This is a genomic window from Streptomyces sp. NPDC001714 (genome assembly GCF_042892755.1).
Lineage (GTDB): Bacteria > Actinomycetota > Actinomycetes > Streptomycetales > Streptomycetaceae > Streptomyces.
The window spans coordinates 173,228-198,558 of sequence record NZ_JBIAUL010000014.1 but is presented as its reverse complement, the minus strand read 5'-3'; the positions used below and the strand labels follow the sequence as shown (position 1 = coordinate 198,558).

The window sequence follows — 25,331 nt, the reverse complement described above, 5'->3', positions numbered from 1 at the left end:
TCCGGATGTCCGACGTGGTCGGCGCCCACTACGGTGGGCTTCGACCGGACCTGCCGGTGTACGAGTCGACGGGATCGGGAGGAGTGCGGTGGAGAGCCATGAGGCGGCCAGGGTGCGGCTGCCGCAGCTCAGGCTGGACGAGCTGCTGGAGGAGCTGCAGGCCCGGCTGGACGCGGCGCGCGGTACCCGGGACCGGGTGCACAGCCTGCTGGAGGCGGTGCTCTCGGTGGGCCGGGAGCTGGACCTGGAGCAGGCGCTGCGCAGCATCGTGGAGGCCGCGGCGGTGCTGGTGGACGCCGAGTACGGGGCCCTGGGCGTGATCGGGCCGGACGGCAGGCGGCTGTCGGCCTTCCACACGGTCGGTGTCACGGAGGAGGAGATCGCCCGCATCGGGCCCTTCCCGGAGGGCCACGGGATCCTCGGTGAGCTGATCCGTCATCCGGAGCCGCTGCGCCTGACCAAGCTCTCGGAGCATCCGGCGTCGTACGGCTTCCCGCCGAACCATCCGCCGATGAACACCTTCCTCGGCGTCCCGATCCGGGTGCGCGACCAGGTCTTCGGCAACCTGTACCTCACCGAGAAGCGGGGCGGTGGCCAGTTCGACGAGGAAGACGTGTCGGTGACGTCGACGCTGGCGGTGGCGGCCGGTGTGGCGATCGACAACGCCCGGCTGTACGAGGAGTCGCGGCTGCGCGAGCGCTGGCTGCGGGCGAGCGCGGAGATCAGCCACAGTCTGATGTCCGGCAGCGCGAGTGCCGAGGCCCTCGGGCTGATCGCCGAGCAGGCCAGGGAGATCACCGGCTCGGCGCTGGCCGCCGTCGCGACCCCGATGGCGGACACCGACTCGCTCACCGTGGAGATCGCCGTCGGCATGGACGCGGACGATCACCGGGGGCTGGTGCTCCCTCTGGACAGGACCCTGATGGGCCTCGCCTTCTCCCAGGGCGCGGCGGTCACCAGTGTGGACGTCAACCAGGACGAGCGGGTGTCGCCCGAGCCGCCGCGCTTTCGCGGGCTCGGCCCGGCGGTGGCGATCCCGATCGGGACGGGCGGGGCGGGAGTGCGGGGTGTGGTGCTGCTGGCGCGTGAGACGGGGCAGCCGCCGTTCACCGCGAAGGAGACCCAGCCTCTGCAGGTCTTCGCGGCGCAGGCCGCCATCGCGATGGAGCTGGCGGAGCGGCGGCGGGACGCCGAGGAGATCGCGGTGCTCAAGGACCGGGACCGGATCGCCCGGGATCTGCACGACCTGGCGATCCAGCGGCTGTTCGCCACCGGGATGACCCTGCAGAGCGCCGGGCGTTTCATCGAGCACTCGGAGGCGTCGGAGCGGGTGCTGCGGGCCGTGGACGACCTGGACGAGACCATCAAGATCATCAGGTCGACCATCTTCGGGCTGCGGACCCGGGAGGGCGGTGCCGGTACCGGGTTGCGGGCCCGTGCCGTGGGGGTGGTGAGCGAGGCGGCCCCGGCGCTCGGGTTCGCGCCGAGCGTCCGGATGGAGGGGCTGATCGACACCGACGTGCCCAAGGAGATCGCCGACCATGCGGTGGCGGTCCTCTCCGAGGCCCTGACCAACGTCGCCCGGCACGCCCGCGCGGACCGTGCGGAGGTCGTGCTGGCGACCGACGGCCGGGAGCTGGTCCTCACCGTCCGGGACAACGGCGTCGGCATCCCGCCCGACGGCCGTCGCAGCGGGCTGCGCAACATGGCGGAGCGGGCGGCGGAACTCGGCGGCCGGCTGGACTGGGACTGCCCCGGGGAGCCCGGGGGCGGGGGTACGACGCTGGTGTGGCGGGTGCCGGTGGGGGAGCCGTAGCGTCGCGTCGCCCGCGCCGGCCGGCCGGCTCCCCCTGCCCGGCCCCGGAACTCGGCGTCTCCGCCCGCGCCGGCCTGCGCGACTCCCTCACCGGCCGGGTCCCGGACGGGCGGTGGTGAGCAGCAGGTACGGCGCCCGGACCGGCCCGGCCGCCGGGTCGGGCCCGGGCACGACGGGGGTGTCGGTGGCGGGCGCGGCGAAACCGGCCCCGGTGAGCAGGGCGGTGTAGGCGGACAGCGAGCGGTAGTGGCAGACCGTCGTGACCGAGCCGCCGTCGAGCCGGCACAGTTCGGTGGGCACGGGCGCCCCCTCGGCATAGGTCGCGCCGGGCTCGCCGTACCGCAGCGTGGCGAACTGCTCTCCGACCGCGCCCGGGTCGAGGTCGGCGAGGACATAGGGGGCGCCGGGCCGGAGCACCCGGTGGATCTCGGCGGTCAGCGCGGCCGGCCGCAGGTCGTCGGGGTCGGTGCAGTAGACCAGGCAGCAGACGGCCGCGTCGACGGTGCCGTCCGGGATCCAGGCCGGCGAACGGCCGTCGAAGAGACGGTAGTCGACGCACGGGTGCGGCCGGTCGGCGCGGGCGATGTCCAGCATGGGCGCCGAGGGGTCGACGCCCTGCACCGGCCAGCCGCCGGCCTGGGCCAGCTCCAGGGCGAGCGCGCCGGTGCCGCAGCCGATGTCTAGGACGGTCCCGCCGGGACCGGGGGAGTGCCGACCCGGTCCGGGACCGCGGGGAAGATCAGCTGCCGGGCCGGCCGCATGTCACGGTCGCGGTAGGCGGCCGCGGCCGCGGGGGTGTCCCGGGCGGGCGCCTGCGGCCGGTCGGAGGAAGCGGTCATGGCCCGAGTCTTGTGGGCCGGCGCCCCGGCCTCACCAGTCCCTCGATCGGGCGATGCAGCCCCTTGACCGGGCGGCGCGGGAGCCGGATCCGCCGTGCTCCGCCGGGGTCACTGCGCGGCGGCGGCCTCCTGGGCGATCTGTTCGAACCGGGCGCCCATCGCCTCGGACAGCGCCTGCGCGGCCGACAGCGGGCGCACCATCACGGTGAACTCGTCGATCTTCCCGTCCTCGTCGAAGTGCAGGAAGTCGCAGCCCTGGAGCCGCTTTCCGGCGACCGTCGCCGTGAACACGAAGGCGTGGTCGCGGCCGTCCGGGTTCGCGATCTCCCGGACGTAGGCGAAGTCCTCGAACACCTGCGACACCGCGCGCAGGATCGCGGCCGTGATCGCCTTGCCCGGATACGGCTTGAAGGCGACCGGGCTGGTGAAGACGACATCGTCGGCCAGCAGGGCGGCCACGGCGTCCATGTCGCCGTTCTCGACGGCCTTGCGGAAGGGGTGCACGGGGTGCATCGGGTCCACCTCACCTATTCAAAAAGTTGAGTAGGTGCATGCTAGCGTGCACCCATGGCTCTGCGGAATGCGGTGATGGCCGCCCTGCTGGAGGGCGAGGCCTCCGGGTACGACCTCGCCAAGGGATTCGACGCGACGGTCGCCAACTTCTGGACGGCGACGCCCCAGCAGCTCTACCGCGAACTCGAGCGCATGGAGGCCGAGGGACTGGTCACCGCCCGCGTCGTCGAGCAGGAACGCCGGCCCAACAAACGGCTGTTCTCCCTCACCCCGGCAGGCCGCGAGTCGGTCCGCGCGTACACCGCCGAACCTCCGGCGCGGCCGGCCGTGGTCCGCGACGAACTGCTGGTCAAGGTGCAGTGCGCGGACGCCGGCGACCTCGACGCGGTCCGCACCGCCGTCGCCGGGCGCATGGAGTGGGCCACCGCCAAACTGGCCCGCTACGAACGGCTCCGGCAGCGCCTGCTCGCCGGCCGCTCGGAGGAGGCGTACTTCGCCGAGGCCGAGCGCATCGGCCCGTACCTCACCCTGCTGCGCGGGATGTCCTTCGAGCGCGAGAACCTCCAGTGGGGGGAGCTGGCCCTGCGCAGACTCGAACAGCGGGCGGCAGCGCATAACCAACAAAGTGAGTAGGTGCACGGACGGGGTGCCCGCCTCGGCGGGCACCCCGTGGCCGGGCTCGGGTCAGCAGGTGGCGACCCCCGGCAGCCAGGCCGGGCCCTTGATGTAGATGTTCGTCATCCACGCGCCGTTGGTCAGCTTGGACCAGGCGTCGTTGGTGTAGCCCTCGGCGGTGACCGTCTGGGCGTGCGCCTGGCAGACCACGTTGACCGTCGTCGGCTGCGGGAAGTAGTCCACGACACCGGCGTTCACGTTCGGCTCGCTGTGCGTGCGCACGCCCGTGCCCCAGGTCTGGAACGCCGTGCTGCCCCCGCTCGGCGGCGGCGGGGTGTCGCCGCCGCAGTCCGGGATGCCGGGCAGCTCGGCCGGGCCCTTGATGTAGATGTTGGTCATCCAGGAGCCGTCGGCCAGCTTGGCCCAGATGTCGTTGGTGTAGCCCTCGGCGCTCACCTCCTCCGCGTGCTCCTGGCACTGGACGGAGACCTGCGTGGGACCGGCGAAGGTGTCGACGACCGAGGCGTGCACGCTCGGCGTGGAGTGCGTGTGCACCCCCGTGCCCCAGGTCTCGAACGTCGAACCGCCGTTCGCCGGCGGGGGCACCGGCGTGCCGGACGGGTTGATGCGGATCGCGCCCGCGTAGTCGCCGCCCGTGCGGACCGGCGTCACCCGGATGTGGGTGCCCGACTCGTACGCCTCGACCATCTGCCCCGCGCCCAGGTACATGGCGACGTGGTGGATGTACCCGCTGCCCCAGAACATCAGGTCACCGGGGACCAGCGGAGCCGTGCCCTGGCCCGCCGGGAACCGGGCCGAGGCCTGCGGGCTGTGGAACTGGTCGTCGGCCGTGCCGTTGAGCAGGTCGCTGCCGGTCGCCCGGTAGTACGCGTACCGCATCAGACCCGAACAGTCGAAACCCTTGCGCTCGTTGTCGTGCAGGCTGTCCGGGTCGGAGCCGTCGTAGTAGCCGTACGTGGCACCCGGCGTGGCGCCGTGGCCGCCGCCCCAGCTGTACCAGACACCGATCTGGGAGCAGGCCGCCTGGACGGCGGCCTGCGCGGTGGCCGAGGCGCCCGAGGCCAGCACCCCGCACGAGGTGTCCTGGGCGGCGGCATGCGCGGTGACGGGCAGCAGCGGAGCCATGGCCAGAGCCGCGACCGCCGCGAGCGTCCTGGCAGGCGTGGTGAGGTTCAAGGTGTACATCCTTCGTCGACGTGGAGCCGGGTGCGGGGGTCGGGACAACGCACCGGCTGCCGCGCCCCACCCCCGTGGGGGCACGGCACCCGGAGTTCAGCCGGCCAGCGCCGCGCGCATCTTCGCCAGCGCCCGCATCCGGTTGCGCTGGACGGTGCCGCGATGGGCGCCGAGCCGTTCCGCGGCCGTGTCGTGGGTGAGCCCCTCCAGGTCGACGAGGATCACCGCGGCCGCCTCCTTCGGCGAGAGCACGCTCAGCAGCGCGAGGGCGGTGGCCGAGGCCTCGTACGTGCCGAGTCCGCCGTCCCAGCCGGCCTCGGGCAGCCGGTCGGTGGTGCGCTCCCGGCGGGAGGGATGCAGCCAGGAGTCGCGCAGCAGGTTCAGCGCGACCGTGCAGGCGTAGGCGTACGGATGCTGCTGGGGCGTCAGGTTCCGGGCGCGGGCCCGCCGGGAGAGCCGCAGATACGTCTCCTGAAGGAGGTCGTCGGCGTCGTGCGGATTGCCGGTCAGGGCGAGCAGCCGTCTGCGCAGTCTGGGCATCTCGGCGGTGAAGGTGGCGTCGAACTCTCCAGGGCTCATGAACTCGAGGACGTCGTCCGCACCGTCGCGCGGGTCCTGCGTACACGTGCCGCCGTGGCCTTCCATGGTCGTCCCCCGGTGGTCGTCGGTGGTGAGAGAGGTGTCCGGTCCGTCGGTCAAGCGGGCCGGACGGGTGCGGCGGCGGGCCCGTAGCGGGCGGCCGGTGCCCCGCTCAGCAGGGCCCAGTACCGGTCGCCGTAGGACCAGTGCCACCACTCCGTGGGGTAGTTGACGAAGCCGGCCGCGGTCAGCGCCCGGTCCATCAGCGCCCGGTTGGCGCGCGCCTCGGCGCCGACGTTCGGTGCCCCGGTGCGGCAGGCGCCCGCGCTCTCCTCCGGGGTGGCGTTGACCTCCGTGCCCATCGGGAGCTCGGTGCCGTCGGCGGCGCACAGGGTCAGGTCCACCGCCCCGCCGCTCACGTGCGGGGCCACCTCCGGCGGGGAGATGTAGGCGCTGGCCAGCTCGCGGATCCGGTGCGGAGCGGCGTCGGGGTGGGCCGCGCGCAGGGCTGCCGCGTACTGCTCGAAGTAGCGGCGCTGCAGGTCGGGCGGCCGGTACCCCTCGACCACCAGGAACCGGATCCCGCCGGGCAGCAGCGACTGCGCTCGGAGCAGCCGGCGCAGCGCCCCGAGGCGCAGGTGCGCGAAGCTGCCGTCGGCGTCGGCCTGGCGGAGGTCGATCCGCAGGTCGGGTGTCTCCCGCAGGTCGACCAGCGGTTCACCGCACTCCTGCTCGGTGACCTCGGCGACCCGGGAGTCGGAGAGCGTGATGATGTCCGTCACGCAGAACAGCGTGCCCGGGCCCTCTGCAATTGCTCTGCAGCTTCCCTGCAAGCGCGTCACCAGGCCTTCTGCAGCGCAGATTTGGCGCCCCCGCGCCCCCGCCCCGCGCGGCCGAGGCGGGGGGCCGCGGCCACGCGCCCGCGCGGCCGGGACCCGGCTACGGCGTCGCGTCCCCCGCCCGCTCCCACGCCTCCCGTGCGCCCACCGACCGGAACACCTCCAGCGCCTCCGCCCGCGCCGCCCGCGCCCGTTCCGCCTCGCCGTCGGCGGACCACACCGCGGCCAGGTCCCACACCGTGCGGGCCCGCCACAGCGGCAGCCCCAACTCCGCCCAGAGGGCCGCCGCCAGCTCCAGCGGCTCCCGGGCCGCGTCGGTGTCCCCGGCCGCCAGCCGCAGCTCCCCGAGCGTGCGCAGCACCAGCGCCTCGCCGAACCGGTCCTGGCGCTCCCGGGCCACGGTCAGGCAGCGCATCAGCCGCCGCCCCGCCTCCGCCGGCCGGCCGGTGCGCAACTCCACCTTGGCCAGCGCCTGTTCGGTGTACATCACGCCGAAGGTGTCGTGCAGGCCGGTGAAGATCCGCAGCGCGTCGAGGAAGAGCCGTTCGGCTTCCGCGTACCGGCCCTCGGCCCGGTCGCACAGGGCCAGCGAGCGCAGGGTGAGCCCCTCGCCGTGCAGGTCGGCCGCGGTCCGGTACAGCGCGAGGGCCCCGGACAGCGCCGCCCGGGCCTGCGGGCCGCGTCCCTGTTCGCGATGCACGTAGCCGATGCCGTACAGCACGCCCGCCCGGGCACCGGCGTCGCCCGTGTCGCCGTACCGCTCCAGTGCGGCCTCCAGCAGCTCCAACGCCTCGGCGTAGCGGGCCTGTTCGCGGCGGGCGGTGCCCATTCCGGCGAGCGCCACGGCGGCCCCGTCCGGCAGCCGCTCCCCGAACAGCCGCAACGCGTCCGCGAAATAGGCGTAGGAGTCCTCGAACCGGTCCTGCTCGTAACGGAGCTGGCCGAGCCCGGCGAGGAGCCAGGCCTCGCCCTCCACGTCCCCGCCGCGCCGCACCGCCGCCATGGCCGCCGTGTGCGCACGGGACCAGGCGTCGAACTGGTTGTACAGCGCGGCGGAGCTCGCGATCAGCGCCCCGGCGAGATCACGGGCGGTGCGGGCCATGCCGTGGTCGGCGCAGTGGGTCACGGCGGCCAGCAGCCCGGCCTGCTCGGCGGCGAACCAGGCCGCGGGCCGGGCGAGGACCGCCTCCTCGATCTGCGGGCCGAGCGGGCGGACGGCGGCCGGTTCGGGGAAGTGGCGGGTCGCGCCGCCGGGGCCCCGGGCGGCGGCCTTCCGGGCGAGGTCCAGCCAGCTCGCCGCCAGCCGCAGCACCGCGGCCGTGCGGTCCTCGGCGCTCTCCTCGACGAGACAGCGCTCGCGGGCGTGTTCGCGGGCGAGGTCGTGGATGCGGTAGCGGGCGAGGCCGGTGCCGTCCACGCCGACCACGTCGATGAAGTGGCAGTCCACCAGCCGCTCGACGGCCTCCTCGGCCTCCTCCGTCGCTATGTCGAGCAGGGGAGCGGCGATCCACGCCGCGAAGTCGGGCAGGTCCAGCAGGGCGAGGCGGCGCAGGGCCCGGCGTTCCTGCGGGTCGAGATCCGAGTAGCCCAGCTCCAGGCTGGCACGCAACTCCAGGTCCCCGGCGCTGAGTTCGTTGAGGCGGCGGCGCTCGTCGCGCAGCCGGCCGACGAGCCGGCCGGGTGCCCAGTGCGGGCGGGCGGCCAGGCGGGCACCGGCGATCCGCACCGCGAGCGGCAGCCGCCCGCACAGCGCGACGATCTCGGCGGCCTGCTCCGGCTCCGCCCAGGTCCGCCCCGCACCGGCCACCCGGCGGAGCAGGTCGAGGGCCTCGGCCTCGTCCGGGACGGCGAGGTCCAGATGGGCGGCGCCCTCCAGCGCCACCAGCCGGCGGCGGCTGGTGATCAGCACCGCGGCACCGGGGCCCGGCGGGAGCAGCGGCCGCAGATGCGCCTCACCGGCCGCGTTGTCCAGGACGATCAGGGTCCGCCGATGCCCGATGTGGGTGCGGTACAGGCCGGTCAGCTCCTCGACGCCGGAGGGCAGCGTCTCGGGGTCGACGCCCATCGCCCGCAGCAGCCGGGCCAGTGCGTCGGCGGGTTCCAGCGGGGTGGTGTCGGCGGCCCGCAGGTCCACGAAGAGACGGCCGTCCGGGAAGAGGTCGGCGGTGCGGTGGCCGACATGCACGGCGAGGGCGGTCTTGCCGATGCCGGAGCGCCCGGAGATCACCCCGATCGGCGGTGCGGTCCGGCCGGGGTCGCCGACGCCGCGCACCAGCTCCGTCGCCCACTTGACCTGCTCCGCCCGGCCCACGAAGTCCGCGATGTCGGGCGGGAGATGGGCGGGCGCGGGGCGGGGCCGCCCGCTTCTGGGAGCGGGCACCGGCCGGGTGGCCCGCCCGGACCCCAGCACGCCGGCGTCATGCGTGAGGACGGCCTGGTGCACCGCCCGCAGCTCCGGTCCCGGGTCGATGCCCAGTTCGTCGCGGAGCACCGACCGGCCCTCCTGGTAGACGCGCAGGGCGTCGGAGACCCGGCCGGTGCGGAACAGGGCGGTCATCAGCTGGCCGCGCGGCCGCTCCCGCAGCGGATGCGCGGCCACATGGGCGAGCAGCGGCGCGATGGCGCCGTCCGCGCGGTCCAGGTCCAGGGCCAGCCCGAAGGACTCCTCCTGGGCCACCAGCCGCAGCTCCGCGAGCCGGGCCGCCTCGATGCGGGCGAACGACTGGCCGAGCCCCTCCAGCGCCTCCCGGCCCCGCCACAGGCCCAGCGCCTCGGCGAGGACGTCCGCGGCCTCCTCCGTGCGCCCCAGGGACCGCCCGGCCGCGAGGAGTTCCTCGAAGCGGCGGGCGTCGACCCGCTCCGGGGCGAGGTCGGCGACATAGCCCGGGGGACGGGTGCGGATCACCTCGGCCGTGCCGACCCTGGCCAGGGCCCGGCGTACGGCGGAGACATGGGTGGCGACCAGGGCGGCCGCGGTGGCCGGCGCCTCCTCGTCCCAGACGAAGTCCACCAGACGCTCGGTGGAGATCACCTCGCCCAGGTGGACGACGAGAGCGGCGAGGACGGCCAGCGGCCGGGAGCCACCGAGCGGGGCCCGCCTGCTCCCCTCCCAGACCTCGACCGGGCCGAGCAGACGTACTTCGAACATCGGTCCCCGATCGCCGCCCAGCGAATGCCGACAACGATATCGGCGGCCTCCGTCGGGGCAGGCCGACAACCGGGCCGTCGTGTCCGGAACCGTTCCGTCCCACCGGCCGGACGGAACCGCCACGACGCCCGGTATGCCGAACGGGGACGGGGCCCGTCGGCGCTGCGGGAGCCGTTCTCCCTCCTGTCGCAGTTGGCTGGTTTCTGTGGGTGGCCATAGCGGCCCCTGTGCGGGAGACGGTTCGCGGCCGGCCCCCGTATGACCGCGTACCCGGATCCGCCGCGAAATCCGTGGCGCCGGAAATCCTCCGCGGCCGCATGTCATACGAACGCCCTGCCGGCGGCGTCAACGGCCCGTAAGCACCGAGCCGTTCGCCGTACGCCCAGGCACTCGCCCGATGAAGCGCACCGCCTTCCGCCGAAGGACCGCGCGGCCGAGCGCCGTCGCCGCCGTGGCCGCGCTCGCCCTCACCGGCTGCTCCCGGGCGTCCGGCGACGGCTCGGCCCCTGCCGCCGCGCACCGGGTCCGCGACCTCACCTACGCGGAGGACCTGCGGGTCTAGGACGCCGAACAGCCGTCTGCTCGCAGGGTGCATGGCCCGCCACGGCTTCCGCTACCGGACGGACCGCCCGCTGAGCCCGGCCGAGAGCAGGCCGCTCGGCTACGTGTCCAGGACGACGTGCGCTGGGCCCGTACCTACGGATACGGCAGCCGGATCACGGCGAAGGAGGACCGAGCCCGGCTGCGCAACCCACGGTCCAGGCCCCGCCGGTCACGGTCGCCCCTCGGCCGTGAGCGCCCAAACCGCTCGCTTACCGATTACCTACCTCACGTACCGCCGAGTTTCACATCCGCGCCACCAGACCCTTCCCTGACGTTCGATGCCCTTGGAACACTCGCACCCGCGCACAATCCGCCCTGTTCCGGCCAACCCGTGCGTCAGGATGAGAGGTCGCTCACCCATGCCCGAAGTCAACCGGCGCCGATTCCTCCAACTCGCAGGCGCTACCACGGCGTTCACCGCGCTGTCCAGCAGCATCCAGCGTGCCGCGGCGCTGCCCGCGAACCACCGCACCGGGTCGATCGAGGACGTCGAGCACATCGTCGTCCTGATGCAGGAGAACCGGTCGTTCGACCACTACTTCGGCACCCTCAGCGGCGTCCGCGGCTTCGGTGACCCCCGTCCGGTCACCCAGAACAACAAGTCCGTGTGGAAGCAGTCGAACGGCACGAAGGACATCCTTCCCTTCCACCCGGACGCCGACGACCTGGGCCTCGCCTTCATCCAGGACCTCCCGCACGGCTGGAACGACACGCACACCGCCGTCGACGCCGGCAAGTACGACAAGTGGGTGCCGGCCAAGGGCACCACGACCATGGCGTACCTGAACCGCGACGACATACCGTTCCACTACGCGCTCGCCGACGCCTTCACGATCTGCGACGCCTACCACTGCTCGTTCATGGGCTCGACCGACCCGAACCGCTACTACATGTGGACGGGGTACACGGGCAACGACGGCCAGGGCGGCGGCCCGGTCCTCGGCAACGACGAGGCCGGCTACAGCTGGACGACGTACCCGGAGCGCCTCGAGAAGGCCGGCGTCTCCTGGAAGATCTACCAGGACGTCGGCGACGGCCTGGACGCGGCCGGTGGCTGGGGCTGGATCCAGGACGCCTACCGCGGCAACTACGGCGACAACTCGCTGCTCTACTTCAAGCAGTACCAGAACGCCCAGCCCGGCGACCCGCTGTACGACAAGGCCCGCACCGGCACCGACGCGACCAAGGGCGAGGGCTTCTTCGACCAGCTGAAGGCCGACGTCAAGGCGGGCAAGCTGCCGCAGATCTCCTGGGTCGTCGCCCCCGAGGCCTTCACCGAGCACCCCAACTGGCCCGCCAACTACGGCGCCTGGTACGTCTCCCAGGTCCTCGACGCGCTCACCGCCGACCCGAAGGTGTGGGCGAAGACGGCCGTGTTCATCACGTACGACGAGAACGACGGCTTCTTCGACCACCTGATCCCCCCGTTCCCGCCGTCCTCCGCGGCGCAGGGCAAGTCCACGGTCGATCCGGCGCTGGACCTCTTCGCGGGCAACGCGAGCCACCCCGCCGGCGCCTACGGCCTCGGCCAGCGGGTCCCGATGCTGGTCGTCTCCCCGTGGAGCAAGGGCGGTTTCGTCTGCTCCGAGACGCTCGACCACACCTCGATCATCCGCTTCATGGAGGCCCGGTTCGGCGTCCACGAGCCCAACATCTCGCCCTGGCGGCGCGCCGTCACCGGCGACCTGACCGCGGCGTTCGACTTCTCCCGCAAGGACACCAAGCCGGTCGCGCTGCCGTCCACGGACGGTTACCGGCCGCCGGACGGCAACCGCCACCCCGACTACGTGCCCACCCCGCCGGCCAACCCGGCGCTGCCGAAGCAGGAGCGCGGCTCGCGCCCCACCCGGCCGCTCAGGTACGCCCCGCTGGTGGACGGTGCGCTGGACGCGGCGGCCGGGAAGTTCACGCTCGCCTTCGCGTCGGGCGCGCAGGCCGGTGCCGCCTTCCTGGTCACCTCCAACAACCGCGCCGACGGTCCCTGGAGCTACACCACCGAGGCCGGCAAGTCCGTCTCCGACACCTGGAACACGGTGTACTCGGGCGGCTCGTACGACCTGACCGTGCACGGCCCGAACGGCTTCCTGCGCGCCTTCCAGGGCCCCGGAAAGGTGGCGGGACCCGAGGTCACCGCCCGGCCGCACGGCGACGACATCGAGCTGACCTTCACCAACAAGGGCAGCGGCACGGTGAAGCTGGCGGTGGCCGACGGGTACGGCGGCCGGGGCCGCACGTTCACGGTGCGCGCCGGAGCGGTCGTGACGCACATCGTGCACCTCAACCACAGCGAGCGGTGGTACGACCTGACGGTCACCTCGGAGGCGGACGCGAGCTATGTGCGGCGGTTCGCCGGGCACGTGGAGAACGGGGAGCCCGGGGTCAGCGACCCGGCGATCATCACGGTGTGAGTGGCGCCCAAGGGGCGCGGGGGACTGTTGTGGGGCGGCTGCGGGTGGTTCGTGGCTGGTCGCGCCCACGCGGCGGCAGCCGCACATCCGATACAGCCCCGCGCCCCTTCGGGGTGCGCTACAGGGCCGTCAGTTTTTTCGGTTCCGTCGGCTGGTGGGGGAGCAGGGTCGGGTCCAGGGCCAGGACTGCTGCCACGGGGTGTTCCTCGTCCAGCTCGACGACCGGCGTGGGCGGTGTCACCCGGGTGAGCAGGACGACACCCCAGGAGGCCAGGCCTGCGCCGGTCAGGGCGAGGAGGATGCCCCAGACTCCGTACTGGAGGCCCTGGCCCAGCAGGGTCAGGCCGATGACCGCCGCGGCCACCGGGTTGGACAGGGTGACGACCGCGAGCGGGGCGCCGAGGCCGCCGCGGTAGGCCGTCTGGGAGAGCAGCAGGCCGCCCACCGCGAACGCGGCGACCAGCAGGGCGACCACGATCACCTCGACGCTCAGGGCCGGGCCCGAGCGGTCGGTCGCCGCCACCGTCACCGTCTGGGTGAGGGCCGAGGCGACGCCCGAGGCGAAGCCGGACGCGGTCGCGTGGCGGAGGCCCGGGCGGGCGCCGGGGCGGGACAGGGCACCGATCAGGGCGGCCGTCGTACCGGCCACCGCGAGGGCCTCGGTGAGGCTCAGCACCTGGTGGGGGGCGGGGCCGGAGGCCGTGATCAGGAGCGCGCCGAGGCCGAGCAGGGTCAGGGCGGTGCCCCGCCACTCGGTGGCGGTGACCCGGCGGCCGGCCACCCGGGCGCCCATCGGCACGGCGGCGACGAGGGTCAGGGCGCCCAGCGGCTGTACGAGGGTGAGCGGGCCGTACTTCAGGGCGACGACGTGCAGCAGTGCGGCGCCGGCGTTCAGGCCCACCGACGCCCACCAGGCACCGGAGCCGAGCAGCCGCAGCAGGCCCGCGCCGGCGGTTTTCGAGGCGAGGCGCTCCTGGGCGACGGCGGCGGCCGCGTAGGCGACGGCCGAGACCAGGGAGAGGACGACGGCGATCAGGGCCGCGGCGCTCATCGGCCCGCCCCCACCAGTGCGGGCTCCTCGGCGACGAGGTGCCGGGTGCCACGCCCGGCCGTGGTGGCCGTGCGGTGCGGCGGGTGGATGAGGGCGAGGGCGGCGCCGAGCATCGCGGTGGCGACGACCGCGTCCAGCCAGTAGTGGTTGGCGGTGCCGACGATCACGAGCAGGGTGATCGCGGGGTGCAGCAGCCACAGCCAGCGCCAGCGGGAGCGGGTGGCGACGATCAGGCCGATGGCGACCATCAGGGCCCAGCCGAAGTGCAGCGAGGGCATCGCCGCGAACTGGTTGGAGAGGTGGTCGCTGCTCGGCGGGCCGTAGACGGAGGGACCGTAGATCCGGGCGGTGTCGATCAGGCCGGTCGCGGCCAGCATGCGGGGCGGGGCCAGCGGGAAGGTGAACGGCAGCACCAGGGCGGCCGCGGTCACCAGGGCGAGGACCCGGCGGGCCCAGACGTAGTGCGCGGGGCGCTTCAGGTAGAGCCAGACCAGAAAGGCCAGCGTGGCCGGGAAATGAACCGTGGCGTAGTAGGTGTTGGCCAGGTGGACGAGGGTGTCGCCGTGCAGCAGTGCGGACTGCACGTCGACCTCCGAGGGCAGGTGCAGCGTCCGTTCCAGGTCCCAGATCCGGTGGGCGTTGTGCAGGGCCTCGGCGGTATGGCCGGTGGCCAGCTGCCGCCCGAATTTGTAGACGAGGAAGAGCCCTGCGACGAGCAGGAACTCACGGACGAGCGGCGGCCGGGCTATTGCGCCCGGCTCCGCTGAAGCAGGCTCGGACTGGGATCTCATCCCAGGCCCCCCTCACTGACGGACGGTGGTGCTGTGCGAGTCCCGGACGGTGGCCCGGACTCTTCGATACGAAAGCGTACCGATACGCCACTGTACCGATACGGTCGAGTACCGGTACAGTGGCGTATCGATAGACGTAGGCCACACTGGTTGTAGGTTTCCGCGTCGGCCGAACGGCGGGCGGGGCGGAAGTGATCCGCACGTGATGAACGAGTGAGGAGCAGGGCACATGACGTCGCAGGCCGCGGACGGACCGGACATGGTCGCCGCCTCGCGCCGCTCCAAGATCACGCCGGAGCGTGAGCGGGAGTTCTTCGACGCCGTGCTCGAGCAGATCCGCGAGTGCGGCTACGACTCCGTCTCCATGGAGGGGGTCGCCGCCAGCACCCGGTGCAGCAAGTCCACGCTCTACCGGCAGTGGAAGACGAAGCCGCAGTTCGTCGCGGCCGCGCTGCGGGCCAACCGCGAGGTGCGCTTCGCCGGCGTCGACACCGGGTCACTCGCCCAGGACCTGCGCGAGGTCGCACGGGCCGCGGGCGACTGGTCCCGCAAGGACACCAAGCTGCTCTCGGCGCTGGGCCACGCGGTCCACTCGGACGCGGAACTGGCGACGGCGCTGCGCGAGGCGCTCGTCGAACCCGAGATCGCCGCGCTCCAGGAGATCCTGCGCCGCGGTGTCGAGCGCGGCGAGGTGCCCGACGGGCATCCCGCGCTGGACTACGTGCCCGCCATGATGTTCGGCGTGCTGCGGGTGCGGCCCGTGCTCACCGGCGAGTACGCCGACGCCGACTATCTCGTCCGCTTCGTGGAGGCCGTCGCGCTGCCCGCACTCGGACTGACCTGAGACCCAGGCCGCCGTCCACGGGATGACTGGACGGCGACCTGCTCGCGCCGCACCGTGGGGACGGGGGCGGCGCGCACCCCCCGGCCGGGTGGGGTGCCCCTTTGAGCGGAGGGGCGCTCCACCCGGCCGACTGCTGTTCCGGGACCCGGAGGGTCAGACGTTCGAACCGCTGCCGCCGCCCGAGGACACCTTGATGCCGCTGGTGATGGTGTCGATGATCGACTCCTTCTGGCCGACGTCGACGCCGAATCGCACCACCACGATCTGCTGGGCGTTCGCGGGCGACGGGAAGGCCAGCGACTCGACGTAGCCGTCGGCGCCCTTGCTGGTGATCGCCTTCCAGCGGACCAGGTACCCCTTCTGGCCGGCCACGGTGATCGCCTTGGAGGCGAGCACCTGGTGCGAGGTGATCGAGCCGTAGGTCTTGCCGCCGTACGACTCCGTGGCGTTGGCCGAGATGTCCGCCTTGGCGACCTCCTCGGCCGTGTCCCCCTTGGTGCCCAGCACCACCGCGGGCGCCGAGTAGGCACCGCCGGCGGTGCAGGTCTGCGAGGTGTCGCCCGGGCACTTGTAGGAGTCGTCGGAGCTGACGTTGGCGCCGTAGTTGATCGCCTGCCCGGTCCAGCCGTCCGGCACCGGGAGGCTGATGGCGTTGATCGAGTCCGACACCGTGCCGCCGCCCTTGACCTTCGGCGCCTCGGACTGGCCCGGCGACGGCGACGCGCCCCCGTCGCTGCCACCGGAACCCGAGCCGCCGCCCGACCCGCCGAACGGGAAGCCCTGGCCGCCGTTCTGCCCGCCGCCCTGACCGCCGTTCTGTCCCTCGGGGCCGCCCTGGCCGAACCCGCCCTGGCCGCCCGAGCCCTGCTGGGAGGCCTGCTGGTCGCCACTGCCGTCGCCGGTGAGCGCCCACGCGGCCACCCCGATCGCGGCGAGGACCGCCACGGCGACGCCGACGGCGATGCCGGTACGCAGCCCGCGCTTGGCGGGGGCCGGCGGCTGCGCCGGGTACCCCGGGTAGGCGGGGTAGGGCCCCTCGGCCGGGTACGCGGGGAAGGCCCCCGCGGCCGGCTCGGACCCGTCGGCCGGCGGCTGCGGCGGGGGACCCCAGTCCGCGGCCGACCCGGCGGGCCGGGTCTGCTCCGTCCAGGCCTTGCCGTCCCACCAGCGTTCGGTGGCCGGACCGTCACTTGTCTGCCCGGGATCGGGATACCACCCGGGGGGAGTCACCTGCGTCATGCTCCTACCGTATGAGGCATCGGTGAAAGTCGGATGAGAGGATCCGGCGATGTTCGGAGGAGGCGGTCCGGCACGCGTGGGATGCCTGAGCCGGCACGGCTCGGACGAGGTGATCCGGCGCGTCCGGACGGCCGGACGCGGTGAGCCGGGTGAGCCCGCACGGCTCATTCGATCCGCAGCCGCACCGGCGGCCCCGGCGCCGGAGGCGGCAGGCGCAGTCCGTTCCGACCCGGGGTCAGTGAGCCCAGGATGCTCGGGTGGCGGGCCCCGGTGGCGGTCGGGGCCGTGCCCGCGAGGCCGTGTGCCGTGAGGAATCCGAGGACCGCGAACGCGTACGCCTCCTTCGCCGCCGCGGGCAGACCGAGCTCGTCGGAGACGCGCACCGGGATCTCCGGGAGCAGGCCGCGCAGCATCCGCATCAGCACCGGGTTGCGGGTTCCGCCGCCCGAAGCGACCACCTCCGTCGCCGCCACGCCCCGCACCGCGTCCGCCACCGTCCGGGCGGTCAGCTGGCTGAGGGTCGCCAGCGCGTCCTCGGCACGGATTCCGGCGGGCGCCCGCCAGTACCCGGCGTGGAACAGCTCCTTGCCGGTCGTCTTCGGCGCGGGCAGCGCGTAGTAAGGCTCCGTCAGCAGCTCTTCGAGCAGCGGTCCGTGCGGTCGGCCGCGCGCCGCCAGTGCCCCGTCCACGTCGTACGTCAGCCGGCCGCCGGTGAACTCCCGGACCGCCGCGTCCAGCAGCGCGCACCCGGGCCCGGTGTCGAAGGCCGTGCCGTCGGGTGCGGTGAGGTTGGCGATCCCGCCGAGGTTCAGCGCCACCGGTGTCCCCGGCCGTCCGCGCAGCCACAGCAGGTCGACCAGGCTGACCAGCGGCGCGCCCTGGCCCCCGGCGGCCACGTCCCGCGGCCGGAAGTCGGCGACCACCGGCAGCCCCGTCGCCTCCGCGATCCAGGCCGGCTGCCCGAGCTGGAGCGTGCCGTGCACCCGGCCGCCGTCCACCCAGTGGTAGACCGTCTGCCCGTGCGAGGCCACCAACCCCGCCCGCCCGCCGCACAGTTCACGGTTGGCCCGGACCGCGGCCGCCGCGAACGCCTGCCCGATCCGGGTGTCCAGCAGACACACCCGCGCCAGCGGCACGGCGGCCGGTGGCAGGGCCCCCGCGAGCGCCTCCCGCAGCTCCTCGTCGTAGGGGGTGCTCACCATTCCCAGCGGCTTCAGCAGCAGCGTGCCGTCCAGCAGCCGCAGCTCGGCCGCCGCCGCGTCCACCGCGTCGTACGACGTCCCGGACATCAGGCCGATCACCAGCACCGTCCCCACCTGCCTCTCAACCCGCCTTCGTCCTCGGCGACCCGAGCAGCGCGAGCACGCTGACCGCGCAGGCCGCCGCCGCGTAGTAGCCGGGAACGTCGAGGTTCCCGGTGCGGTGCACCGCCTCCGTGATGATGAGGCCCGCACAGCCCGAGAACACGGCATTGGACAGGGCGTAGGCGAGTCCGAGGCCCGTGCAGCGGGCCCGCGCCGGGAACATCTCGGCCAGCAGCGCGGGTCCCGGCCCGGCCATCAGCCCCACCACCGCGCCCGCACCGCACAGGGCCGCGCCCTGCACGGCGGCCGGGGTCCCCGGGTCCTGGAGGAGATGGAGCAGCGGCAGCGCCAGCAGCACCACGAGCCCGGCGCCCGCAAGCATCACCGGCCGCCGCCCCACCCGGTCGCTGAGCAGTCCCGCCGGCAGGATCGCCGCCGCGAACCCCAGGTTCGCCACCAGGGTCGCCAGCAGCGCCTCGCGGAAGCCGGTGTGCAGCGCGGCCTGGAGGTACGACGGCAGCACCACCAGGAAGGTGTACCCGGCCGCCGACCAGCCCATCACCCGGGCGGCGGCCCAGGCGATCGCCCGGACCGGCACGCGCACGGCGGGCACGGCGCCCGCGGCCGGCTCCCGGAACTCCGGGGTCTCGTCCAGCCCGATCCGCAGCCACAGCGCGAGCGCACCCAGCGGCAACGCCAGCAGGAACGGCAACCGCCACCCCCAGGACCCGAACTGATCGGCCGTCAGCAACCCGGACAGCCCCACCGCCGCACCCGCCCCGCCGAGCAGCCCCAACGCCACGGTGAACGACTGCCACGCCCCGTACAGCCCCCGCCGCCCCGACGGCGCGAACTCGGTCAGCATCGCCACCGCACCCCCGAACTCCCCGCCCGCCGACAGGCCCTGGACCACCCTCAGAAAGGTCAGCAGCCAGGGCGCGAGCGCACCGGCCTGCGCATACGTCGGGAGCACGCCGATCAGCGCCGTCGCGCCGGTCATCAGCGTCACCACCAGGATCAGCACCGGCCGCCGGCCGAGCCGGTCCGCCAGCCGGCCGAACAGGGCCGCGCCCAGCGGACGGAAGAAGAACGCCAGCCCGAACGAGGCGTAGGTGCGCACCAGCCCCTCGGCCGCGCTCCCGCCCGCCGGGGTGAAGAACCGCTCCGCGACGACGGTCGCGACATAGCCGTAGACACCGAACTCGTACCACTCGATGAAGTTCCCGACCGAGCCCGCCGCCAGCGCCCGAAGGGGCCGGTTCCGCTCCCGTACTGCCCGATCTTCGAAAGTCAGCCTCATGTTCCTGCCCGTTGACGGTCCGTTCGGTGCACAGCGCCAGGTCGGGGCCGCCCCGCGTCGCCCGGGCACACCCACCTTCACCCGTCACGGCAACAGCTGCCCGGACCCGCCTCCGGACAGCCAACAGGACGGCTACGCTCGTGGTCTGTACGTCGTTCGGGCGACTTGGGGAGGTAGCGGAATGACGGAGGAGCAGTCCCCAGGAGGCGCCTCGGCTCCCCTCTGGGAACGCGAGGAGGAGATCGCCGCCGTCACCGAGGCGCTCGACGTCCTGTGCGCCGACCGCTCCACCTCCGGGAACCTGCTGGTGCTGCGCGGCGAGGCCGGGCTCGGCAAGACCGCGCTGCTGGCCGAGACCCGGCGCCTCGCCGAACGCCGGGGCTGCACCGTCTGGTCCACCCGCGGCGTCGAGACCCTGCGCAGCGTGCCCTTCCACGTGGTACGGCAGCTGCTCCAGCCCGCCCTGGTCTCCCTGCTGCCCGAGGAGGCCCGGGAGTACTTCGGCGACTGGTACGAGATCGCCGGCCCCGCCCTCGGCATCACGGACCCCGGAGACCGCCAGGCCGATCCGCAGGGCGTCTGCGACGGCCTGGTCGCCGCCGTCCGCCGGCTCGCCAAACGCGACTGGCCGCTGGTCCTGCTGATCGACGACGCGCACTGGGCCGACCAGGAGACCCTGGCCTGGCTCGCCGCCTTCGTCGAGCGCCTCGACGACCTGTCCGTCCTGGTCCTGGTGGCGCGCCGCCCCGGCGAGGTCAACGGCGACAGCGCCCGCTACCTCGACGCCGTGGCCGCCGCGGCCGGCCGCCCCGTCCGCACCATCAGCGCCCTCACCCCGGACGCCACGGCCGGCCTCACCCGCGCCACCCTCGGCGAGCACGCCGACGCCCCGTTCTGCCGCGAGGTCTGGGCCGTCACCGGGGGCAACCCCTACGAGACCGTCGAACTCCTCGCCAAGGTCCAGGACAGCGAGGTCGAACCCGTCGAGGCCCGGGCAGGCGAACTGCGCGCCCTCAACCGGTCGGCCAGGGGCGGCGGACTCGTCACCCGCCTCGAAGGCCTCGGCGTCGACGCCACCCGGTTCGCCTGGGCCGCCGCCATCCTCGGTACCGGCATCACCGTCGATCTCGTCGCCCAGCTCGCCAGCATGGCCCTGGACGACGCCGAGCGCTGCGCCGAACTCCTGCGCACCGCCCGTATCCTCACCGCGCCCGACCCGGCCGGCTCCCGGACCCACACCGGTGACCTGGAGTTCGTCCACCCGCTGATCGCCACCGCCGTCTACAACTCCATCCCGCCCGCGATGTGCACCGCCATGCACGGCATCGCCGCCCAGATCGTCCTGGACGACGGCCGCGGCATCGCCGAGGCCTCCCGCCATCTGCTGAAGGTGCACCCGGACGACGACGAGGAACTCGTCGAACAGCTGCGGGACGCGGCCAAGGAACACCTCGCCGTCGGCGCCCCGGACGCGGCCCGCCGCTGCCTCGAACGCGCCCTCCGGGAACCGCCCCTCCCCGAGGTCCACGCGCGCGTGCTCTACGAGCTGGGTTGCGCGACCCTCCTCACCAAGCCCGCCGTCACCATCGGCCACCTGCAGAGCGCGCTCGGCATGCCCGGCCTCGCCGGTCCCGAACGCGTCGACGCCGTCTTCCGGCTCTCCCAGGCCCTCCTCCACAACGACCAGCTGGAGGAAGCCGTCCGCACGGTCGAGGCGGAGGCCGCCCGGCACGAGGAGGGACCCGCCCGACTCCGGCTCCAGGCCGTCCAGTTCATGTGGGAGGGCATCGCCGGCGAGGCCGTCTCCCCGCACCGCTCCGAGCGGCTCGCCGCACTCGCCGCCACCTGTACCGGCCGCGACAACTCCGAGCGTGCCCTGCTGATGCTGCGCGGCTTCGACCTGCTGATCCAGGGCGAGAGTGCCGAGGAGGTCGTCGAGCTGTGCGACCGCGCCCTCGTCAACGGGCGGCTCGCGCCCGGCCTCGGCTGGACGGACAGCGAGTGGGGCATCGAACTCCTGCTGATGCTCGCCAACTCCTACGTCTACACCGACCGCCTCGACCGCGCGGAGAGCCTGTACAACGAGGCCCTGCGCGCCTACGAGACCTCCGGCTGGAGCGGCGGCCACCTCGCCCTCGCCCATGCCTACGTCGGCCTCGGCCACCGCAGGCGCGGCCGGCTGCGGGACGCCGAGATCTCCCTGCGGGAGTCCCTGCGGATCGCCGAGCGGGTCGGCCGCCGGCTGCCGCTGTACTGGACCGCCACCTGCAACCTCGTCGACACGCTGCTCGCCCGCGGCCATGTCCAGCAGGCCTGGGAGACCGCCGAACAGTACGGCTTCGCACCGCCGTACCCCTCCACCATCGTCATGCCGGACCCGCGGTCGGTGCGCGGCCGGCTGCTGCTCGCCGTCGGCCGCACGGACGAGGCCGTGAACGAACTGGAGGCGGCGGAGAAGGCGGCCGCCGCGCGCGGCCACTTCAACCCGGTGGTCGTGCCCTGGGCGCTCGACCTCGCCCGGGCCCTCGCGAGCGAGGACCCGGCGCGGGCGGCCCAGCTGGCCGGCGACGCACGGCGGCAGGCCGAGCGGTTCGGCACCGACACGGCGATCGGCGAGGCGCTGAGGTGCGCCGCCGCGCTGGAGACCGGGCAGCGCCAGGTGCGGCTGGCCTCGCAGGCCGTTGCCTACCTGGAAGCGTCGCCCTGCCAGTACGAGCATGCGGCGGCTCGGGTGGAGTACGGGATCGCCGCGCGGTCGGTGGCCGAGCTCAACAGGGGGCTGGCGTTGGCCCGGTCCTGTGGGGCCGACGGGTTGGTTGCGCAGGCTCGGGAGGTGCTGGATACCGGGAGGGGGCTGCGTTGACCGGTGCGTTGCGGGTGTGGGGGCGTCGGGGTTGATCGGGTGTTCCTCCCCCAGCCGAAGGCTGGGGGTACCCCCAGCGCCCCTTACGGGGCCGCTAAAGCGCCAGGAGTTGATCAGTCACCGCTGAGAGGCGTTTCTGTACCTCTTGGGCGTACGTCGCTTCGTGTGCCCTTGCCGGGCGGGTGCCGTCGAAGTAGCCGCCCGTCCCCATGTCCCGTGTCGCCAGGGCCAGTACGCCCGGCGCCCCGTCCGCCACCGTGCTCCAGGGCGCCACTCCGCCCTCTCGCACCATCGCCGTGTCCATGAAGGTCGCGGGGTGCAGGACGTTCACCGCGACGCCTGTGCCCGCCAGCTCCTCCGCCAGGGTGAAGGTGTGGGCCGCCAGCGCGAACTTGGCCCTGCAGTACGCGGCGAAGCCCTGGTAGCGGCGGGTGAATTCGGGGTCGTCGAAGTCCAGGGGCTCCTGGCCGGCCGAGCCGACGTTGACGATGCGGGCCGGGGTGTTCGCGCGCAGCACGGGGAGAAGGGCTCGGGTGAGGGCCACCGGGGCCAGGTAGTTGACGGCCAGGCGCAGTTCGTGGCCGTCCGCGCTCAGCTCGCGGACCGAGCCGGGCGTACCGGCGCCGACGCCCGCGTTGTTGATCAGTACGTCCAGGTCGGGATGCGCCTCGGCGACGTGCGCGCCCAGCTCGCGGACCTGCGCCAGCGAGGCCAGGTCCGCGACGAACGCCTCGGCGTCGCCCTCGGTGCGCAGCTCCTCCACCAGCCGCTCGGTACGGCCGGGGTCGCGGCCGTGCGCGAGGACGACATGTCCCGAGCGGACCAGTTCGAAGGCGACGTATCGGCCGAGCCCGGAGGTGGCACCCGTGATCAGGATGGTCGACATGCCCCCACCGTAGGCACAGCGCCCCCTTCTGTGCCTGTCCCCGGCAGGGTCACCCTTCTTCTTCCGCCAGCACCCGCTGGGCCGTCGCGAACGCCGAGTTCGCCGCGGGGACCCCGCAGTACACGGCGGTCTGCAGCAGCACCGCGCCGATCTCCTCCGGCGTGAGCCCGTTGCGCCGGGCCGCCCGCACATGCATGGCCAGCTCGTCGTGATGGCCGTGGGCGACCAGCGCGGTGAGGGTGATCATGCTGCGTTCGCGGCGGGAGAGCGTGGGGTCGGTCCAGATCTCGCCCCACGCGTAGCGCGAGATGAAGTCCTGGAAGCGGGCCGTGAAAGGAGTCTGCCGGTTCTGGGCACGGTCCACGTGCGCGTCGCCGAGCACCTCGCGGCGTACCGCCATCCCGCGCCTGGCACCCCCGTCCAGATGGGCGCGGAGCGCGGTCAGGACGGCCTCGGGGCACTGCGCGGGCGCCAGATGCGCGGCGCCCGGCAGCTCGACCAGCGTGGACGCGGCCACCGCGTCCGCGATCTCCCGCAGATGCGGCGGCGGAGTCGCGGGATCCCGCCGGCCGGCGATCAGCAGGGTGCGGACGGCGATCTCGCCGAGCCGGTCCCGCAGGTCGAAGGCGGCCAGCGCGTCGCAGCAGGCGGCGTACGCCTCCGGGTCGGCCGTCCGCTGGTCCTCGACCAGCCGCGGCACGGTGAACCCGGGGGTGAACCAGCGGCTGGGGGCGTTCTCCGCCAGCCACTCCACGCCCTCCCGGCGCACCCGCTCGGCCCGCTCCTCCCACGGCTTGGACCCGCCGAAGTGGGCCGAGGAGCAGATCACCGCCAGGTTCTCCAGCCGGTCCGGGTGGTGGACGGCCAGGTGCAGCCCCACGGCACCGCCCAGGGACACCCCCGCGTACGCGAACCGCCCGATGCCGAGCGAGTCGGCGAGCGCGAGCACCAGGTCGGCGAGGTCACCCACGGTCGCCCCCGCCTTGATCAGGTCGGGCGCCGAACCGCCGTGGCCCGGCAGGTTCCAGCGCACCACCCGGTGTGCGATCGACAGTTCGGGTGCCACGGCGTCCCACAGGGCGTACGAGGTGCCGAGCGACGGCCCGAGGAGCAGCGGGGGAGCCGAAGCGGGGCCCTCGACGCGGTGGTTGAGGAGGTTCTCGGTCAACGTCGCTCCAGAGCACGGTCGGTGAGCACACCGGCGGACCCGGTGTAGCGGGCGGGATCGGTCAGGCTGTCGAGATCGACGTCCTTCAGGTCGGGTTCCCCGGCGAGGAGTTCGCGCAGCGTCCGGTGCTCGCTGTGGGTGCGGCGGGCCAGTTCGGTGAGCAGTTCCTTGGCGCGGGCCCGGCCGAGCACGGGGGCCAGCTCGGCGGAGAGCCGTTCCGAGACGATCAGCCCGTTGGTGAGGCCGAGGTTCCGGCGCATCGCCTCCGGGTGCACCCGCAGCCCCTCGGCCACTTCCGCCGCGTCCCGCGCGGCACCCCCCACCGTCCGGAGCAGATCCCGCAACGGCTCCCACTCCGCGTGCCAGGCACCGGCCGGCCGCTCGTCCTCCGCGGCCATCGAGCCGAACAGGACGGCCGCGAGCTGCGGGGCCCGCCGGGCGGCCGCCGCGATCAGCGTCGATCGCACGGGGTTGGCCTTGTGCGGCATCGCCGAGGAACCGCCGCCGCTGCCCTCGGAGATCTCGCCGATCTCGGTACGCGAAAGGGTCAGCACGTCGGCGGCGATCTTCCCCAGCGACCCGGCCGTGAAGGCGAGACATCCCGCCAGGTCGGCGATCGGCGTCCGCAGCGTGTGCCAGGGCAGCAGAGGGGCGGTCAGACCGAGTTCACGGGCGTACGCCGCCGGCAGCGCCTCGGGGTGCGCCGCGCCGTACGCCCCGAAGGCGGCCAGTGTGCCTGCCGCGCCGCCCAGTTGGGCGGGCAGCGACTCCCGGACCAGGGCCGCGCGGTCCCGGGCGTCTAGGACCAGCGAACGCCAGCCGGCCGCCTTCAGCCCGAACGTCGTCGGTACGGCGTGCTGGGTGAGCGTGCGGCCCGGCATCGGCGTGTCGCGGTGCTCGGCGGCGAGCCGGGCCAGGGCCCGTGCGGTGCGGCCGAGGTCGGCGAGCACGAGGTCCAGGGCGCGGGCGGCGACCAGCATGGTCGCCGTGTCCATGATGTCCTGGCTGGTCGCACCCCGGTGGACGTACGGCCCGTACTCCGCGCCGACCGCCTTCGTCAGGTCGGCGACCAGCGGGATGACCGGGTTGCCGCCGCCGCGGGCGCGCTCCGCGAGGGCGCCGGCGTCGTAACGGCCGGGGTCGGCCGCCTCGGTCACGGCCGCCGCGGCCCCGGCCGGGGCCTGCCCCAGGACGGCCAGGGCGCGGGTGAGGGCCGCCTCCGCGTCGAGCAGCGCCCGCAGAAAGGCGCCGTCGCTCGTCGCGGCCGCGGCGGCGGAACCGGACCACCCCGGACCGAGCAGCCCGGCGTCACCGCCGCTGTGATCCAC

21 protein-coding genes are annotated in these 25,331 nt (G+C 73.9%); 6 read left to right on the top strand and 15 right to left on the bottom strand.

The annotated features are described in order from the left end of the window. Positions 1-88: 88 nt before the first annotated feature. A complete protein-coding gene (locus ACFY0P_RS32910) occupies positions 89-1,816 on the top strand; it encodes a GAF domain-containing protein (RefSeq protein ID WP_388921297.1) in 1,728 nt (575 codons plus the stop codon). Positions 1,817-1,903: 87 nt separating this feature from the next. Here ACFY0P_RS32910 and ACFY0P_RS32905 read toward each other — a convergent pair whose 3' ends face one another. From ACFY0P_RS32905 to ACFY0P_RS32895, 3 genes are all read right to left on the bottom strand, one after another. Further along, the gene (locus ACFY0P_RS32905; RefSeq protein ID WP_388921664.1) at positions 1,904-2,461 is read right to left on the bottom strand and encodes a class I SAM-dependent methyltransferase; all 558 of its coding nucleotides are present in this window, start codon (positions 2,459-2,461) and stop codon (positions 1,904-1,906) included. Between the two features lie 35 nt (positions 2,462-2,496). Further along, on the bottom strand, positions 2,497-2,655 hold the full coding sequence (locus ACFY0P_RS32900; protein WP_388921294.1) for a hypothetical protein: 159 nt from the start codon (positions 2,653-2,655) through the stop codon (positions 2,497-2,499). Positions 2,656-2,763: 108 nt separating this feature from the next. Further along, a complete protein-coding gene (locus tag ACFY0P_RS32895; RefSeq protein WP_388921661.1) occupies positions 2,764-3,159 on the bottom strand; it encodes a nuclear transport factor 2 family protein in 396 nt (131 codons plus the stop codon). Between the two features lie 63 nt (positions 3,160-3,222). Here ACFY0P_RS32895 and ACFY0P_RS32890 point away from each other — a divergent pair, with 63 nt between their 5' ends. Further along, the gene (locus tag ACFY0P_RS32890) at positions 3,223-3,801 is read left to right on the top strand and encodes a PadR family transcriptional regulator (RefSeq protein ID WP_388921291.1); all 579 of its coding nucleotides are present in this window, start codon (positions 3,223-3,225) and stop codon (positions 3,799-3,801) included. A gap of 51 nt (positions 3,802-3,852) precedes the next feature. On the opposite strand, the gene ACFY0P_RS32885 is transcribed toward ACFY0P_RS32890, so the two are convergent. The 4 genes from ACFY0P_RS32885 to ACFY0P_RS32870 form a co-directional block, all read right to left on the bottom strand. Continuing rightward, complete coding sequence (locus tag ACFY0P_RS32885) at positions 3,853-4,929, bottom strand: C40 family peptidase (RefSeq protein ID WP_388921658.1); 1,077 nt, start codon at positions 4,927-4,929, stop codon at positions 3,853-3,855. A 147-nt stretch (positions 4,930-5,076) separates the two neighbouring features. Continuing rightward, positions 5,077-5,559: an RNA polymerase sigma factor gene (locus tag ACFY0P_RS32880; RefSeq protein WP_388921655.1), complete on the bottom strand. Its 483-nt coding sequence runs from the start codon at positions 5,557-5,559 to the stop codon at positions 5,077-5,079. Between the two features lie 116 nt (positions 5,560-5,675). Further along, entirely contained in the window at positions 5,676-6,341 is a 666-nt protein-coding gene (locus tag ACFY0P_RS32875; protein WP_388921288.1) for a M15 family metallopeptidase, read from the bottom strand. Positions 6,342-6,498: 157 nt separating this feature from the next. Beyond that, a complete protein-coding gene (locus tag ACFY0P_RS32870; protein WP_388921285.1) occupies positions 6,499-9,546 on the bottom strand; it encodes a BTAD domain-containing putative transcriptional regulator in 3,048 nt (1,015 codons plus the stop codon). 397 nt (positions 9,547-9,943) lie between these two features. On the opposite strand from ACFY0P_RS32870, the gene ACFY0P_RS32865 reads away from it, so the two are divergent. Then, positions 9,944-10,108, top strand: coding sequence for a hypothetical protein (locus ACFY0P_RS32865; RefSeq protein ID WP_388921282.1), 165 nt, complete (start codon positions 9,944-9,946; stop codon positions 10,106-10,108). A 400-nt stretch (positions 10,109-10,508) separates the two neighbouring features. Then, complete coding sequence (locus ACFY0P_RS32860) at positions 10,509-12,557, top strand: phosphocholine-specific phospholipase C (RefSeq protein ID WP_388921279.1); 2,049 nt, start codon at positions 10,509-10,511, stop codon at positions 12,555-12,557. Positions 12,558-12,675: 118 nt separating this feature from the next. On the opposite strand, the gene ACFY0P_RS32855 is transcribed toward ACFY0P_RS32860, so the two are convergent. Both ACFY0P_RS32855 and ACFY0P_RS32850 read right to left on the bottom strand, forming a co-directional pair. Beyond that, a complete protein-coding gene (locus tag ACFY0P_RS32855) occupies positions 12,676-13,608 on the bottom strand; it encodes a hypothetical protein (RefSeq protein WP_388921276.1) in 933 nt (310 codons plus the stop codon). Then, entirely contained in the window at positions 13,605-14,399 is a 795-nt protein-coding gene (locus ACFY0P_RS32850; RefSeq protein WP_388921273.1) for a phosphatase PAP2 family protein, read from the bottom strand. The genes ACFY0P_RS32855 and ACFY0P_RS32850 overlap by 4 nt, the downstream gene beginning before the upstream one ends. 229 nt (positions 14,400-14,628) lie before the next feature. Between ACFY0P_RS32850 and ACFY0P_RS32845 the strand changes: the two genes are divergently transcribed. Next, complete coding sequence (locus tag ACFY0P_RS32845; RefSeq protein WP_388921270.1) at positions 14,629-15,243, top strand: TetR/AcrR family transcriptional regulator C-terminal ligand-binding domain-containing protein; 615 nt, start codon at positions 14,629-14,631, stop codon at positions 15,241-15,243. 153 nt (positions 15,244-15,396) lie between these two features. Here the strand turns inward: ACFY0P_RS32845 and ACFY0P_RS32840 are convergent, their stop codons facing one another. The 3 genes from ACFY0P_RS32840 to ACFY0P_RS32830 form a co-directional block, all read right to left on the bottom strand. Beyond that, on the bottom strand, positions 15,397-16,482 hold the full coding sequence (locus tag ACFY0P_RS32840) for a DUF2510 domain-containing protein (protein ID WP_388921267.1): 1,086 nt from the start codon (positions 16,480-16,482) through the stop codon (positions 15,397-15,399). Between the two features lie 164 nt (positions 16,483-16,646). Further along, positions 16,647-17,789 carry an anhydro-N-acetylmuramic acid kinase gene (locus ACFY0P_RS32835; RefSeq protein ID WP_388921652.1) on the bottom strand — a complete coding sequence of 381 codons (1,143 nt, stop codon included), beginning with the start codon at positions 17,787-17,789 and terminating at the stop codon, positions 16,647-16,649. A 16-nt stretch (positions 17,790-17,805) separates the two neighbouring features. Next, positions 17,806-19,086 (bottom strand): MFS transporter, encoded by a 1,281-nt coding sequence (locus ACFY0P_RS32830; RefSeq protein ID WP_388921263.1) that lies wholly within the window; start codon positions 19,084-19,086, stop codon positions 17,806-17,808. A gap of 181 nt (positions 19,087-19,267) precedes the next feature. On the opposite strand from ACFY0P_RS32830, the gene ACFY0P_RS32825 reads away from it, so the two are divergent. After that, complete coding sequence (locus ACFY0P_RS32825; RefSeq protein ID WP_388921260.1) at positions 19,268-21,949, top strand: ATP-binding protein; 2,682 nt, start codon at positions 19,268-19,270, stop codon at positions 21,947-21,949. Between the two features lie 94 nt (positions 21,950-22,043). Here the strand turns inward: ACFY0P_RS32825 and ACFY0P_RS32820 are convergent, their stop codons facing one another. The 3 genes from ACFY0P_RS32820 to pcaB are packed head-to-tail and all read right to left on the bottom strand — an operon-like array spanning position 22,044 to position 25,331. Beyond that, positions 22,044-22,835, bottom strand: coding sequence for an SDR family NAD(P)-dependent oxidoreductase (locus ACFY0P_RS32820; protein WP_388921257.1), 792 nt, complete (start codon positions 22,833-22,835; stop codon positions 22,044-22,046). A gap of 49 nt (positions 22,836-22,884) precedes the next feature. Then, positions 22,885-24,003: a 3-oxoadipate enol-lactonase gene (pcaD, locus tag ACFY0P_RS32815; protein ID WP_388921254.1), complete on the bottom strand. Its 1,119-nt coding sequence runs from the start codon at positions 24,001-24,003 to the stop codon at positions 22,885-22,887. Next, complete coding sequence (pcaB, locus tag ACFY0P_RS32810) at positions 24,000-25,331, bottom strand: 3-carboxy-cis,cis-muconate cycloisomerase (protein ID WP_388921649.1); 1,332 nt, start codon at positions 25,329-25,331, stop codon at positions 24,000-24,002. Before pcaB ends, pcaD begins: the two co-directional genes overlap by 4 nt.

What these genes read in the sequence shown, in the direction of transcription:
- ACFY0P_RS32900 (WP_388921294.1), bottom strand. Translation starts at nt 2,655, where the DNA reads ATGACCGCTTCCTCCGACCGGCCGCAGGCGCCCGCCCGGGACACCCCC.
- ACFY0P_RS32855 (WP_388921276.1), bottom strand. Translation starts at nt 13,608, where the DNA reads ATGAGCGCCGCGGCCCTGATCGCCGTCGTCCTCTCCCTGGTCTCGGCC.
- ACFY0P_RS32890 (WP_388921291.1), top strand. Translation starts at nt 3,223, where the DNA reads ATGGCTCTGCGGAATGCGGTGATGGCCGCCCTGCTGGAGGGCGAGGCC.
- ACFY0P_RS32880 (WP_388921655.1), bottom strand. Translation starts at nt 5,559, where the DNA reads ATGAGCCCTGGAGAGTTCGACGCCACCTTCACCGCCGAGATGCCCAGA.
- ACFY0P_RS32840 (WP_388921267.1), bottom strand. Translation starts at nt 16,482, where the DNA reads ATGACGCAGGTGACTCCCCCCGGGTGGTATCCCGATCCCGGGCAGACA.
- ACFY0P_RS32865 (WP_388921282.1), top strand. Translation starts at nt 9,944, where the DNA reads ATGAAGCGCACCGCCTTCCGCCGAAGGACCGCGCGGCCGAGCGCCGTC.
- ACFY0P_RS32825 (WP_388921260.1), top strand. Translation starts at nt 19,268, where the DNA reads ATGACGGAGGAGCAGTCCCCAGGAGGCGCCTCGGCTCCCCTCTGGGAA.
- ACFY0P_RS32860 (WP_388921279.1), top strand. Translation starts at nt 10,509, where the DNA reads ATGCCCGAAGTCAACCGGCGCCGATTCCTCCAACTCGCAGGCGCTACC.
- ACFY0P_RS32820 (WP_388921257.1), bottom strand. Translation starts at nt 22,835, where the DNA reads ATGTCGACCATCCTGATCACGGGTGCCACCTCCGGGCTCGGCCGATAC.
- ACFY0P_RS32870 (WP_388921285.1), bottom strand. Translation starts at nt 9,546, where the DNA reads ATGTTCGAAGTACGTCTGCTCGGCCCGGTCGAGGTCTGGGAGGGGAGC.
- ACFY0P_RS32885 (WP_388921658.1), bottom strand. Translation starts at nt 4,929, where the DNA reads ATGGCTCCGCTGCTGCCCGTCACCGCGCATGCCGCCGCCCAGGACACC.
- ACFY0P_RS32850 (WP_388921273.1), bottom strand. Translation starts at nt 14,399, where the DNA reads ATGAGATCCCAGTCCGAGCCTGCTTCAGCGGAGCCGGGCGCAATAGCC.
- ACFY0P_RS32845 (WP_388921270.1), top strand. Translation starts at nt 14,629, where the DNA reads ATGACGTCGCAGGCCGCGGACGGACCGGACATGGTCGCCGCCTCGCGC.
- ACFY0P_RS32830 (WP_388921263.1), bottom strand. Translation starts at nt 19,086, where the DNA reads ATGAGGCTGACTTTCGAAGATCGGGCAGTACGGGAGCGGAACCGGCCC.